Annotated in this window: 14 protein-coding genes; 9 read left to right on the top strand and 5 right to left on the bottom strand. The window is 33.5% G+C overall.

Annotated elements, in window-relative coordinates; all coding sequences use genetic code 11:
- Positions 1-57: 57 nt before the first annotated feature.
- The 4 genes from BUR17_RS08315 to BUR17_RS08300 all read right to left on the bottom strand — a co-directional run bounded on the left by BUR17_RS08315 (position 58) and on the right by BUR17_RS08300 (position 2,833).
- On the bottom strand, positions 58-285 hold the full coding sequence (locus tag BUR17_RS08315; protein WP_074229835.1) for a hypothetical protein: 228 nt from the start codon (positions 283-285) through the stop codon (positions 58-60).
- 87 nt (positions 286-372) lie between these two features.
- Entirely contained in the window at positions 373-1,419 is a 1,047-nt protein-coding gene (locus BUR17_RS08310; protein ID WP_074229834.1) for a DUF6263 family protein, read from the bottom strand.
- A 78-nt stretch (positions 1,420-1,497) separates the two neighbouring features.
- A complete protein-coding gene (gene rlmB / locus BUR17_RS08305) occupies positions 1,498-2,238 on the bottom strand; it encodes a 23S rRNA (guanosine(2251)-2'-O)-methyltransferase RlmB (protein WP_066681467.1) in 741 nt (246 codons plus the stop codon).
- A 121-nt stretch (positions 2,239-2,359) separates the two neighbouring features.
- Positions 2,360-2,833 carry a DinB family protein gene (locus BUR17_RS08300; RefSeq protein ID WP_074229833.1) on the bottom strand — a complete coding sequence of 158 codons (474 nt, stop codon included), beginning with the start codon at positions 2,831-2,833 and terminating at the stop codon, positions 2,360-2,362.
- 251 nt (positions 2,834-3,084) lie between these two features.
- Between BUR17_RS08300 and BUR17_RS08295 the strand changes: the two genes are divergently transcribed.
- The 9 genes from BUR17_RS08295 (at position 3,085) to BUR17_RS08255 (ending at position 11,408) form a co-directional block, all read left to right on the top strand.
- Positions 3,085-4,089: an AAA family ATPase gene (locus BUR17_RS08295; protein WP_074229832.1), complete on the top strand. Its 1,005-nt coding sequence runs from the start codon at positions 3,085-3,087 to the stop codon at positions 4,087-4,089.
- A gap of 85 nt (positions 4,090-4,174) precedes the next feature.
- Entirely contained in the window at positions 4,175-5,038 is an 864-nt protein-coding gene (locus tag BUR17_RS08290) for a DUF58 domain-containing protein (RefSeq protein WP_074229831.1), read from the top strand.
- Between the two features lie 80 nt (positions 5,039-5,118).
- Positions 5,119-6,015, top strand: a complete 897-nt coding sequence (locus tag BUR17_RS08285) for a BatD family protein (RefSeq protein WP_084550468.1) — start codon at positions 5,119-5,121, stop codon at positions 6,013-6,015.
- Positions 6,008-7,000 (top strand): VWA domain-containing protein, encoded by a 993-nt coding sequence (locus BUR17_RS08280; RefSeq protein ID WP_074229829.1) that lies wholly within the window; start codon positions 6,008-6,010, stop codon positions 6,998-7,000. The genes BUR17_RS08285 and BUR17_RS08280 overlap by 8 nt, the downstream gene beginning before the upstream one ends.
- Positions 7,000-8,007: a vWA domain-containing protein gene (locus tag BUR17_RS08275; protein ID WP_074229828.1), complete on the top strand. Its 1,008-nt coding sequence runs from the start codon at positions 7,000-7,002 to the stop codon at positions 8,005-8,007. The genes BUR17_RS08280 and BUR17_RS08275 overlap by 1 nt, the downstream gene beginning before the upstream one ends.
- A gap of 89 nt (positions 8,008-8,096) precedes the next feature.
- Positions 8,097-8,831, top strand: a complete 735-nt coding sequence (locus BUR17_RS08270) for a tetratricopeptide repeat protein (protein WP_074229827.1) — start codon at positions 8,097-8,099, stop codon at positions 8,829-8,831.
- Positions 8,831-10,564: a BatD family protein gene (locus tag BUR17_RS08265; RefSeq protein WP_074229826.1), complete on the top strand. Its 1,734-nt coding sequence runs from the start codon at positions 8,831-8,833 to the stop codon at positions 10,562-10,564. Before BUR17_RS08270 ends, BUR17_RS08265 begins: the two co-directional genes overlap by 1 nt.
- A gap of 43 nt (positions 10,565-10,607) precedes the next feature.
- On the top strand, positions 10,608-11,210 hold the full coding sequence (locus BUR17_RS08260) for a MarC family protein (RefSeq protein ID WP_074229825.1): 603 nt from the start codon (positions 10,608-10,610) through the stop codon (positions 11,208-11,210).
- 3 nt (positions 11,211-11,213) lie between these two features.
- A complete protein-coding gene (locus BUR17_RS08255) occupies positions 11,214-11,408 on the top strand; it encodes a hypothetical protein (protein WP_066681436.1) in 195 nt (64 codons plus the stop codon).
- 72 nt (positions 11,409-11,480) lie between these two features.
- On the opposite strand, the gene BUR17_RS08250 is transcribed toward BUR17_RS08255, so the two are convergent.
- Positions 11,481-12,461 carry a chorismate-binding protein gene (locus BUR17_RS08250; protein ID WP_074229824.1) on the bottom strand — a complete coding sequence of 327 codons (981 nt, stop codon included), beginning with the start codon at positions 12,459-12,461 and terminating at the stop codon, positions 11,481-11,483.
- Positions 12,462-12,485: the final 24 nt, after the last annotated feature.

The raw sequence follows: 12,485 nt of genomic DNA, 5'->3' as shown, positions 1-12,485 counted from the left end.
TATTAAGTAGATTTTATTTTAGATGTTGTAAAGATTCAAAATAATATTTAAATAAAATTATCTTTTCTCTTTCACCTCTTCATAGTCCACAGTTTCTGCGTCCCACTTTACTTTTTTCTCAATATTTGTTTTTGAGTTTTTCGTTTCCTGCTGTTGATTGTTATTGGGTTTGAATCCCATGAAATTATAAAACTTTTTGAAGAAAATTCGCTTCAAAATATTCCATACAAAAAAAATAACAATGGTTGCGAGAACGATCTCAAAAATTCCTTTGATAAAAGACATATTACTTTTTATTTAATAATTCAAAGTTCAAGGTTTAAAGTTGTAGGATTTCAGCTCTAAAACTTTCACACACTCAAACCCTAAAACTTATTTAGATGAAGGGTTTACCATTACAGAAGAGTTTGAAACACTTTTCATAGACTGAGATTGTTTTCCGTCTGAAATAGTTTCTACCTGTGTTGTTTTTACACTGATGTTTTGGTTGTTAATCCATCCTGTGTTTTGGTCAAACTTGATGGTTCCGTTTTGAGACAATTCACTGCTCATGCTGTGCGTCATCGGACCTTGAGATTTTTTCTCTTCTTTTTTAGGAATTCCACCTGTGATTGAAATTTCTACAACTCCATTTCCTGCACTTTTCAATGTATAGTTTGAAGTCACTTTAATTTTTCCAGCTTCGTCTGCATTTTCAGAAGTGCTCCATTTATCACCGATTTTAGCTCCTTTTTTAGGAAGTACAGAAAGGTTTTTTTCAAACTGATCTTTCAAAACCTTTTCGTTGAAGCTTTCTTTAAGGCTTGCTACAACACTTGCTCTTTGGTTAGCGTCTTTAACGATATTCTTCAACGCATCAGATATTTTTGTGTAAACTGCTTCAAATCCGGTGATAGAAATTACATTTCCTTTTGTATCCATCTTCATGTTCAGCTTGTTTCCGGTAAGTGCTTTATTCACATTCCAGATCATTTTCAGATCATCTTCTTTAGGAATCGGCAATTTTGTATCAACAACAACGGTTTTACCTTGTGCAGACTGAGAATTTCTTTTTCCAATCAGATTAATAGTCAAGTCGTAAACATTACCTTTGATATCGTTCACTGTGAAACTCATCTCATCAGTAGATTCGCTGGTTCCGGTCATGGTTTTACCTTGCGGATCAGTCATCGTTTTGGTATCTCTCTGATACGTTGTTAAAGGGTAGGTTTTTCCTTTTTCAAGCTTAAAAGTTTGCTTGAAAACTCCCAAAGAATCTTTGATTGCCGCATCTGCTTTTACTTCTTTTATAGAATCTGCAGGAACTTCTACGGTGATTGTTTTTCCTGTTTTAGGATCTACTTTCGTGATGGTTGCTGTTTCTTTTTTACATGAAACAAGTGCTATTGAGATAAGCGCTAATGCTGCTATATTTTTCATATGGAAGTTTCTTATTTTTTTAAGGTCATATGGAATCGAATTGCTCTCGATTTCATTAAATAATTTTAAAAAGGTGAATTAAATTTTTGTGATTTTCTGTCTCATTGCTTCATATAAAATAGCTCCACATGCTACAGAAACGTTTAGAGACTGTGTTTTTCCTTCTATCGGAAGCTTTATTTTTTCGTCTGAATGATGCAGAACTTCTTTAGAAATTCCGGTTTCTTCATTTCCCATTACAATGGCGCAAGGCGCAGTAAAATCAACGTCGTATATCAATTTTTGTGCCTTTTCAGTTGCCGAAAATACTGCGATCCCACTTTGCTGTAAGAAATCTACAACGTGAGCTAAGTTCGGTTCTTTACAGATTTTGATATTGTACATCGCTCCAGCTGAAGTTTTTATCGCATCAGAATTTACAGGTGCACCTCCTTTTTCAGGAATTACAATTGCATCAATTCCTACACATTCTGCAGTTCTACAAATCGCCCCGAAGTTTCTTACATCGGTTAATCTGTCTAAAATTAAAATGAATGGCGTTTTACCTTCTTCAAATAATTCAGGAACAATATTTTCAATTCTGTGAAAAGGAACATCAGAAATAAAAGCCACTACACCTTGGTGATTTTTTCTTGTAAAACGGTTAAGTTTTTCTACAGGAACGTAGTTGGGACGTATTTTATTTTTTGCTAAAATAGCTTTCAGTTCAGCATAAATCTCTCCCTGCAATGCATTTTGCACAAAAATTTTGTCAATAGTTTTTCCAGCTTCAATAGCTTCCAATACGGGACGAAGCCCAAAAATAAAATCGTCTTTCATTGATTTGTCATAAAAATTATATGGTGAATGGTCAATCGTCAATTTTCTTCGAAATCAATTTTCAACAATGTGTAAAATTCACAATTGACTCTTGACTTACGTAGTAAAATTCACAAACTGACTATCTTCCTTTTTCTCCTAAAATTGCTCGCTTCTGCGCCATTGCATAGCCATAGTGCAGACTTTCGTGCATGTTGTTAAAAATAATAGCATCTTGAATACTTTTCAGATCCATCCCAAAACTTGTGGTGTAAGGTGTGTAATCTGAAAAGAAATCACTGTCGAAATCTTTCATCAAAGTTTTTGAAGTTTCAGTGAGTAAAAATTCTAAATCTTCTACTTCAGATTTTTGAACATTCAGATTCGGTAAAGTTCCTTTTTTATAAGTTTCAATCCAGTATTTATCAATTCTGAAAGGATTTCCACTCAGGTAATAATGCAGCAATTGCTGTGTAGCAACGGTGTGAGCAATATTCCAATAGATATTGTTATTAAAACCATCAGGAATTAATAAAAGATCTTCGTGAGAAGTATCCTGCAGAATATCTAAAAGGTTTTTTCTAACCTGTCGGTGAGCTTGAAAATGATAATTCATTTTACAATATTTTAATCGTCAAAAATAGTTTAATAAACTGAAAATGACAATTCTTGACCGAAGCAATGAAGGAAAATTTATAGATTTTTATGAAATAAGTGATTTTGTTGAGATAAATTTATTAAAAGACCGATTATTAACCTTACATTTAAGAAAGAAGATTTAACAAACTTTAACTCAAATATGGCATTAATTGTGTTGATTAGTGCAAGTATTTATCAGAAATTTACCCATTATTTTAATCCAAACTAATGTCAGATTCATATCAAGCAGAAGACATCCGTCAATTGACCGAAAAGGTTAAAGAACAGAATTATTTTTTTAATCTTTTGAGGCAGGAAATCAATAAAGCGATTATTGGTCAACATTACATGATTGACCGACTTTTGATAGGGCTTTTAGGAAATGGTCACGTTTTGCTGGAAGGTGTTCCCGGTTTGGCAAAAACTTTAGCAATAAAGACTTTGGCAGAAGCCGTTCACGGTGAGTTTTCAAGAATTCAGTTTACTCCAGATCTGCTTCCGGCAGATGTGGTGGGAACAATGATTTACAACATCAAGGAGAATGACTTTTCGATAAAAAAAGGTCCCGTTTTTGCGAATTTTGTTTTGGCAGATGAGATCAACCGAGCTCCGGCGAAAGTACAGTCGGCTCTTTTGGAAGTAATGCAGGAAAAGCAGGTGACCATCGGTGATGAAACCATGCCTTTACCAAAACCTTTTTTGGTTTTAGCCACTCAAAACCCGATTGATCAGGAAGGAACTTATCTTTTGCCTGAAGCGCAAAGCGATCGTTTTATGCTGAAATGTAAAATTGATTATCCTGAATTTGAAGATGAAAGAAAGGTGATGAGAATGGTTTCTACTTCGCATCAACCTGAAATTAAACAGGTAATTTCATTACAGAATATTGTTGAAGCAAAAGCAATTGTTAATCAGATTTATTTAGACGAAAAGATTGAGAAATATATTCTGGATATGGTTTTTGCAACCCGTTATCCTGAAAAATATGGACTTTCTGAACTGAAAAATTACATCAGTTTTGGGGCATCACCAAGAGCATCAATTAACTTAGCGATTGCTTCAAGAGCGTATGCGTTTTTGAAAGGAAGAGCTTTTGTAATTCCTGAAGATGTAAAAGCTTTAGCACAAGATGTTTTAAGACACAGAATCGGGCTTACTTTTGAAGCCGAAGCCGAAGAAATTACTTCCGAAGAAATTGTAAACAGGATTTTAGCTAAAATTCAAGCACCCTAATTAATGTAGCAATTTACCAATGTAATAGTTTACCAATTTTGAGATTGTTACATTGATAAACTGATACATTGTTACATTTGAAACCATGCAAATAAAAGATATTGTAAAAAAAGTCAAGCAAATAGAAATCCGTACCAGAAGGAAAACGGAAGCTACTTTGATGGGGCAATATCACAGTGCTTTTAAAGGACAGGGAATGACGTTTTCTGAAGTTCGTCCTTACCAATTCGGAGATGAGATTCGTAGGATCGACTGGAATAAAACAGCTCGTTTTCGTGAACCTTTCGTTAAAGTAATGGAAGAGGAAAGAGAATTGACCATGATGATTTTGGTTGATATTTCTGCATCAATGGATTATGGTACGAAGACCCAGTTAAAAAGAGAATATGTTGCGGAAATTGCGGCAAGTTTAGGATTTTCTGCAGCTGGAAACAATGATAAAGTAGGTTTGATTTTATTTGCAGACAAGGTATATAAGGTAATTCCGCCACAAAAAGGAAGGAAGCATGTTTTATCAATGATCAGTCATATTTTAACGGCTGAATATGTTCCTGCAGAATCAAAAATTGATAAAGCTTTAGAATATATGATGGGGATTTTTAAAAGAAAGTCTCTTGTGTTTTTGCTTTCGGATTTTGAGGATGATTATGATTCTAAAATTCTGAGAGTGGCTTCTAGAAAACATCAGCTTTTAGGAATGAGAATTTACGATGAAAAAGATAACGAAATTCCGGATGTAGGTTACACTTTGCTGTACGATGCTGAAACGGGAAATCAGGTTTGGGTAAATACTTCAAGTGCAAGATGGAGATATACATTTGCTGAAGCACAAAAACAGAAACAAAGAAATCTGGAAGAAGATTTTGCGAATTCTTCAGCCCAGTTTCTGAACATCAATACCGGAGAAGATTACTCAAAGATGTTATATAATTATTTTCAGAAAAAATAAAATATTCAATAGGAGCGGACTTTAGTCCGCTTTACATGATAAAATAGAAAATAGGCTTTAGCCAAAATTTAGTATTTAAATTGAAAAAAATATTCTTATTACTCTCATTTTTTATCTGTGTAAATTCTTTTGCACAGCTGCTTTCTTCTAAACTGGAGAAAACGACGCTTGCTTTGGGAGAGGTAAATCATTTGGTTATAAAAATAGATAATCTTAAAAGCCGTGCAGTGATTACAGCGCCAAAAGATGAATTATTGCCTTTTCATTTTGAAGAAATTTCAGACAGCATCAATATCAACGCCAATACGTATGAAAGAAAAATAGAATTTGCTGTTTATGAAGTAGGAGTTTTTAAAATTCCGGAGCTTGAATTTAAAGTGGGAGACAAGCTTTTAAAAACAATTCCTTATGAAATTGAGGTCATCAATACTGCGATGAAAGAAGATCAGATTAATGACATTATGAGCAATAAGGAAGTTGATTTGGAAGTAACCGATTACTGGCAACTTTATAAATGGTATGTTTTGGCGGCAATCGCTTTTATATGTTTAATTTTTGTGATTGTAATGTTTGTAAAATATGGAAGACGAAGTAAAGATTCGCCTGTTGTAGCGACAAACCAGACTTTAAAAGAATTAGATTCATTAAAAAAGAAAAAATACATCGAAGACGGAGACTATCGTTCGTTTTATGTGGAGCTGATTGATATTTCCAGAAAATTTATCACGAAACAATACCGAATTCCTGCAGATATTTTGCTGACGGATGATTTAATTGTTTTAATGAAAGAAAATAATACGATTTCGCAGGAGAACGAAAAAATTGTAGAAGATGTTTTCTTAAGAGGAGATTTGGTGAAATTTGCCAAAACATTTCCTGATGAAAAGCTGATGGAAAAAGATTTTGCCGAAATAAGAGACTTTGTGCAGCGCTCTTCCAAGGATTTAGAATTTGAAAACCTGAGAAAAGATGTTTGATTTTGAATTTTACAGTCCGTGGTTTTTTCTTTTGTTTTTGCTGTTTATTCCGCTTTTATTTAGAGATTTAAGTCAGAAAAAGAGAAAAGGAATTAAGGTTCCCACTACCCAAAATATGAACAGCAGTAATGGTATTTTACCTGTGATTTTCTTATTGAAAATCTCAAAATATATCATCCTTTCAGCTTTGATTATTGCCATGGCAAGACCGAGAACTTTTTCGGTTTCTCAAGACCGAGACGAAACAAAAGGAATTGATATTATGTTGGCTGTAGATGTTTCGCTGAGTATGTTGTCGAAAGACTTTGATCCGGATCGCTATGATGTATTAAAGAATATTGCAGTAGATTTTATCAACAAACGACCGAATGACCGATTTGGTTTGGTAAAATATAAGATGGAAGCTTTTCTGAAAGTACCTTTAACGTTTGATCATGATGCTGTAAAGGAGGAAATTGTGAATATGAATCAGCTTGAAATGGCAGACGGAACTTCTGTAGGAGACGGTTTGGCGGTTGCTGTGAATCACCTGATGAAAAGTAAAGCGAAAAGCAAAGTGATTATTTTGATGACCGACGGCGTAAACAGCCCCGTGAAAAATCTTTTTTCTCCAGAGCTTGCCGCGACTCTTGCCAAAGACAATCATATTAAAGTATATTGCATAGGAATAGGAACTAATGGCTATGCCTTAATGCCTGTTACTTATGATGAATTTGGATATATTTATGATGAAAGAGAAGTTTCCATTGATGAAAATATGTTGAGAGAAATTGCTGCAACTACTGATGGTAAATATTACAGAGCAGATTCTGAAAACAGATTGCAGGAAATTTATTCTGAAATTAATAAACTTGAAAAAACCGACATCAATATTTCTAAATTGTATAATTATGAGGAGTATTTTAAAATTTTTCTTTGGATCGCTTTAGGAATGCTGGTTTTTGATGCTGTTTTACGTTGGATACTATATAAATTTTTAAGCTGATGGATTGGTATTTAGGAAATTACTGGTATCTTTTGTTATTGCTGCTTCTGCCGTTTTTATCATTTTTTCTGATGAATTATCTGCGTTGGAAAAAAAGAAAAAGAGAATTGTTTGCAGAATCAAAATTCCATGAAAGTTTGTTTGAAAAGAATTCCGGATTTATAAAAATATTTCCTGCACTTTATTTTTTGGCAACACTTTTTTTGATATTCTCAATTATTGACCTTTTAAGTGGAGCTGAAAAAATAGAGACCAAGCAAAAGATGAATAACGTAATGTTTGTATTGGATGTCTCTAATTCTATGAATGCAGAAGATATTAATCCGGATCGGCTTACTCAGGCTAAAAATTTGATCATCAATACAATGCATGAATTGAAAAATGATAAAATAGGGATCGTAATTTTTGCAGGTGAAGCAGTTTCTATCATGCCATTAACGACAGATTATAGCTCAGTAGAAAATTATATTACAGATTTGACTACAGATAATATCACCATTCAAGGGACAGATTTTCTTTCAGCAATGGAAACTACAGCAACCAAATTTAAAAATATCAACAAAGGTGCAAGAAAAGTAGTTTTGATAAGTGATGGCGAAGATAATGAAGGGAATGATAATGCAGCAATAAGATTGGCAAACAAAGAAGGAATCGCTATTACTTCTGTAGGAGTGGGAACTGATGAAGGTGCGCCTGTTCCGGTTTATGATGATGGTCAGCTTATCGGGTATAAATTTGATCATAATGGTGAAACTGTTGTGTCAAAAAGACAAACCGGAGCTCTAAAAAAAATGGCAGAATCTACAGGCGGAATTTACATCGATGGAAATAATATGAACGATGCTCCTAAAAGAATTGCTGAAGAAATCAACAGAACGGTTTCAGATACTGTTACCACAGTTAATTCTCAAAATGCAAATCATTATTATCAGTACTTCTTAGGCGTTTCGATATTCTTCTTTTTAATGATTTTCTTATTTAATCCTAAAAGAGATTTTAATATTTAAAAGAAATCTGTTTTTAATTAAATACTTTAACCCAATTTTAACAAATAAGACACTGTTTCTTAACATATAAAGGGATAATTTTGCAAGAGATGAATACTAAAATTGTATTTTTAGCGTTAATATTTGCTTTTTCGTTCTCAGGTGCAGTATTTGGGCAGGAAAGTTATAAGACTTTGGTCTTTGAAGGCAATCAAAAATTTAATGCTAATGACTATGATGGCGCTTCTTCAAAGTATATGGAAGCTATAAAATCAAATTCAGGTGATTTTACAGCACATTACAATTTAGGAAACGCTTTGTATAAAAGAAAACTGTATCAGGATGCGAAAGAGGAGTATGCAAAAGCTGAAAAACTTTCTCAGACTTTACCGGATAAAGCGGCAACGCTTCACAATTTGGGAAATACAATGATGCAGATGAATCAGCCGGATAAAGCCGCTGATTATTACAAACAATCTCTGAAACAGGATCCTTATAACGAGGCGACAAGAAAAAATTACGAGATTGCTAAGCTGAAGCAGAAGGAAAAAGAAAGGAATAGCAGCAAGAAAGACCAAGGCTCCGGTAAAAACGGAGGCGGACAAGATAAAAACAAAGGAGAGAAAGGAGATTCTAAAAATCAAAAACAGGAGCAGGGCAACGGTCCTCAACAAAATAAAGGTGAGGATAATAAACCCAAAGGGAAAGGTGGCGAAGGCAAACTTCCCAAAGAGCTTGAAAAAGCAATCCTGGACAGTATTAATGGCAGAGAAAGAAAAACTGCCAAAAGAATTTTAGACGAAAAATCTTATTCAAAGCCGCAAAGCAACGAGAAAGATTGGTGATGAAACAAAAATTTATTTACGCAATATTTACCCTTATATCTGTAATTTCTTACGGACAGGTACAACTGTCGATGAAATCTGATAAAACAGATTACAACGGTAGAGAAATCGTAAATCTTACCATTGTTTTAGAACTGAATGGAAATAATCTGGAGCAGAAAAGTAAAATCATGCTTCCGGATTTATCGAAGTTTAATATGATCGGTAGCGGATCATTCAATCAGATTGTTAATGATGCCGAAACCAATACAGCAATCGATCAGTACATTACCCGAATCGCTCTTGAGCCTAAACAAAAAGGAAAAGTAAGAATTGGTTCAGTCCTGGTAAATGTTAACAACAAAATTTATAAAACCGAACCTTTTGATATTTTCATAAAAGATATTGAGAAAAAACCAATAGCCAATATTGCTAACGATGTTTATCTGAATATGGAAATTGAGGATCGTGAAGTTTATCAGGATCAGCCTACCATTGCTATCCTACGTGTTTACTCAAGAAATATCGACAATCTTCGAAAAGTAAAGAATGTACGACTTCCACAGCAGGAAAATATCAATGTACATGCAGTCAGTTTAAAAAGATCAGAGATTGATCCTTCCGGTTACGCCAATATGGCATCGCAGGTTTTGGCTGTTTTTATGGTATTTCCTAACGAATCCGGTTACGTAGAAGTTCCATCGGTGTCTGCTTCGGTAAATACTTTTTCGACTAAAAATAAAATAGCTTCCAATAAAGTAAGGCTTAATGTAAAAAAACTTCCTGAAGGTTCACCGGAATCTTTTAAAGATGCAGTAGGTAAATTTAAAGTGGATATTTACTGTTCACCAAAAGAAAAAATTGAAGCCAAAAAACCTGTAAATGTTACTGTAAAAGTTTCAGGAGAAGGAAATCTTGCAGATATGAGTCTTCCGAAAATTGAAGAATCTCCCGATTATGAAATCTTTGCACCAAAGATTACTTCTCATGTAAATCCTGGTCTTACAGGTATGAAAGGGGAAATTTTAGCTAAATATATTTTAATTCCTAAAAAGGCAGGTGAACTGGTTGTGAAAACTGAAGCTTTTGCTTTTTTCAATCCTGCGGAAAAAGAATATGTAAATCTTGGACAGGAAAAATTAGGCTTAACTGCTTTTTCACATGATCAGGTTTTAGAAGCAAGATCAACAGTGGAAAAAGTAAATGACTATACCAATACTTTGCTTGAAACAGTTGATAGTCCGGTTTTGAAAACCACGTCATTTAAAGTAAAAGAAAAAAGTAAATTCAACTGGAATGTACTTTTCGTGAATATCGCTATATTAATTGGCTTGTTTATCGCTTATATGGTGTTTAAATATTGGCAAAAAAAACAAAATATAATTAAGGAAAAGCCAAGTCCAAAACCTTTAGGATCTGTTGCTGAAACAGAAAAAGAGATAAGAGAAAGTTTAAAAACCGATATCAATGACTATTTCGCTTACCTTGAAAATCTGAAAGTTTCCGGAGATTATCCTAAGTTTTTTGAAACCTTTGAAGAAATGGATGCTGATGTAAGAAGCCAGTATTTCCAAAGCTCTAAGGAAGATTTTAAAGTATTTCTGGAAAGACAGAATGGAAGTTCTGTTGCCGAAAGCTATCAGGAATTATTGCAAAAAGTTCAAATTGAGAAGTATTCTCCAATCACTTCAGAAGATTCTTTAAACGAACTGTTAAAAGATATTGTTAAATTATATTCTCTTATTAGTAAATAATCATTTTTTATTTATATTTTTGCGAAATTAATAATCGTAAGAAATGGAGGTTTTCAACAGTTTCTCTTTTAAAGAAGTAATTACCAGTTTTATGGTACTTTTTGCGGTCATCGACATCATCGGCTCAGTTCCGATTGTGGTAAGCCTGCAACAGAAATTCGGACAGATTGAAGCAGGAAGAGCATCAATTACTGCCGGATTGATTATGATTGTCTTTCTTTTTGTAGGAAATAAGATCTTAAAATTTATTGGCGTAGACGTTAATTCATTTGCCATTGCAGGTGCTTTTGTAATTTTTATCATTGCGCTTGAAATGATTTTGGGAATTGAAATCAACAAAACAACCGAAGCAAAATCGGCCTCGATTGTTCCGATTGCATTTCCTTTGGTTGCAGGAGCAGGAACTTTGACGACTACTTTGTCTTTAAGAGCAGAGTTTCATGATATTAACATTATTTGTGGGATCATTCTCAATACAATTTTCGTATATTTGGTGCTGAAATCTGCGAAGTGGATTGAGAAGAAAATGGGAGAGGCGTCTTTGGCAATTCTTCAGAAAGTTTTCGGTATTATTCTACTGGCAATTTCAATTAAATTATTTACCGCAAATTTTGCGCAGCTGGTGCAGAATTATATAAATTTTTAGATCATGCAGAAGTTTTATAAAGTATTTTTAATCGTATTTGTCGTAATCATCGCTATCAATACGTATGCAATCGACTGGAATTCAGATATTACATCTGAGGATAATGTTAAATTTTTAATTTCAATCGCTTGCGGATTGTTGGGTGTTGGTTTACTTTTCATCCTGAATACTTGGAGTAAAATAGGCGCAAAGAAGTAATTCTTTGTACATAAAATATAAAACCTCTTTCGTTTTGAAAGAGGTTTTTTTGTTGGTTTAAATATTTTATTTTTATGAATGTATTATAACCAGATTTTTCAAAACGGCTTCAGACTTAAGTTCAGTTTCATTCCATTCTTTTTCGGGGTTGCTTTGAGCGGTAATTCCGCCTCCAACAAAGAGATGAATTGAACTTTTATATAATCTTGCGCAGCGTAAATTCACGAAATACTGAATGTAATCTTCCGTCTCAATTTTAATATAACCAGCGTACAATTCTCGTGGGAATTTTTCAACCTTTTCGATAACTTCTCTGCAAAAATCTTTAGGAATTCCGCAAACTGCAGGAGTGGGATGAAGTTCCTGAATAATAGAATCTAAATCTTCAGGATTTATTTTTATTTTAAAATCAGTTTTTAGATGCTTAATATTTCCCGAAATATGATCGTAAGTTTCCGACTCTTTGACTTCGCTCAGAGTGACAAATTTTGCCAAAATATTTCTGATGTATGACGAAACAGGTTTCTGCTCTTCAATCTCTTTTTCGGTCCATTCTTCAGACACAGGGATTGTTCCTGCAATGCTCATTGTTTCAAACTCATGAGTCGATTTGTTGAATTTTCCTAGAACTTCAGAAAAAGCTCCCATCCATGAGGTTTCACCATCGAAAAAAAGATATTTGAATGCATTAGGATAATTTCTGCAAAGATTGTTGAAACTTTCTTTTAAATCTATTTCAGTAAAATCATTGAAAATTTTTCTTCTTGAAAGTACCAGTTTCGGAAGATTATTTTCTTTGATAATTTCAATTACTTCTTCCAGTTTTTGCAAATATTCTTCTTGAGTTTCTGCAATAAACTGAGTTTCATCTTCGGGTAAAATTGTTGAGCTAATCTTTAAATTTTCAAATTCCGAAAGGTCTTTTTCGATAACTTTTCCGGCAATATCAATTTTCTTAATGTTATTAAAAGAATGGAAATTGATTGAATTTATGTTAGAATTTTCGTCTGTAGAATAGAGTTTCTCGTCAAAAGGAAATTTGAAATAGATCATAATGTTGAATCTTTCAGAAAACCA

The organism is Chryseobacterium scophthalmum (assembly GCF_900143185.1).
In the GTDB taxonomy this organism is placed as follows: Bacteria; Bacteroidota; Bacteroidia; order Flavobacteriales; family Weeksellaceae; genus Chryseobacterium; species Chryseobacterium scophthalmum.
Note: the sequence above shows the minus strand (reverse complement) of the source record. Positions and strands in the feature narration are given on the sequence as shown.

Bases quoted from the DNA above. Each gene is read 5' to 3' on its own strand.
- BUR17_RS08315 (WP_074229835.1), bottom strand. From the start codon at position 285: ATGTCTTTTATCAAAGGAATTTTTGAGATCGTTCTCGCAACCATTGTT.
- BUR17_RS08310 (WP_074229834.1), bottom strand. From the start codon at position 1,419: ATGAAAAATATAGCAGCATTAGCGCTTATCTCAATAGCACTTGTTTCA.
- rlmB (WP_066681467.1), bottom strand. From the start codon at position 2,238: ATGAAAGACGATTTTATTTTTGGGCTTCGTCCCGTATTGGAAGCTATT.
- BUR17_RS08300 (WP_074229833.1), bottom strand. From the start codon at position 2,833: ATGAATTATCATTTTCAAGCTCACCGACAGGTTAGAAAAAACCTTTTA.
- BUR17_RS08295 (WP_074229832.1), top strand. From the start codon at position 3,085: ATGTCAGATTCATATCAAGCAGAAGACATCCGTCAATTGACCGAAAAG.
- BUR17_RS08290 (WP_074229831.1), top strand. From the start codon at position 4,175: ATGCAAATAAAAGATATTGTAAAAAAAGTCAAGCAAATAGAAATCCGT.
- BUR17_RS08280 (WP_074229829.1), top strand. From the start codon at position 6,008: ATGTTTGATTTTGAATTTTACAGTCCGTGGTTTTTTCTTTTGTTTTTG.
- BUR17_RS08275 (WP_074229828.1), top strand. From the start codon at position 7,000: ATGGATTGGTATTTAGGAAATTACTGGTATCTTTTGTTATTGCTGCTT.
- BUR17_RS08270 (WP_074229827.1), top strand. From the start codon at position 8,097: ATGAATACTAAAATTGTATTTTTAGCGTTAATATTTGCTTTTTCGTTC.
- BUR17_RS08265 (WP_074229826.1), top strand. From the start codon at position 8,831: ATGAAACAAAAATTTATTTACGCAATATTTACCCTTATATCTGTAATT.
- BUR17_RS08260 (WP_074229825.1), top strand. From the start codon at position 10,608: ATGGAGGTTTTCAACAGTTTCTCTTTTAAAGAAGTAATTACCAGTTTT.
- BUR17_RS08255 (WP_066681436.1), top strand. From the start codon at position 11,214: ATGCAGAAGTTTTATAAAGTATTTTTAATCGTATTTGTCGTAATCATC.
- BUR17_RS08250 (WP_074229824.1), bottom strand. From the start codon at position 12,461: ATGATCTATTTCAAATTTCCTTTTGACGAGAAACTCTATTCTACAGAC.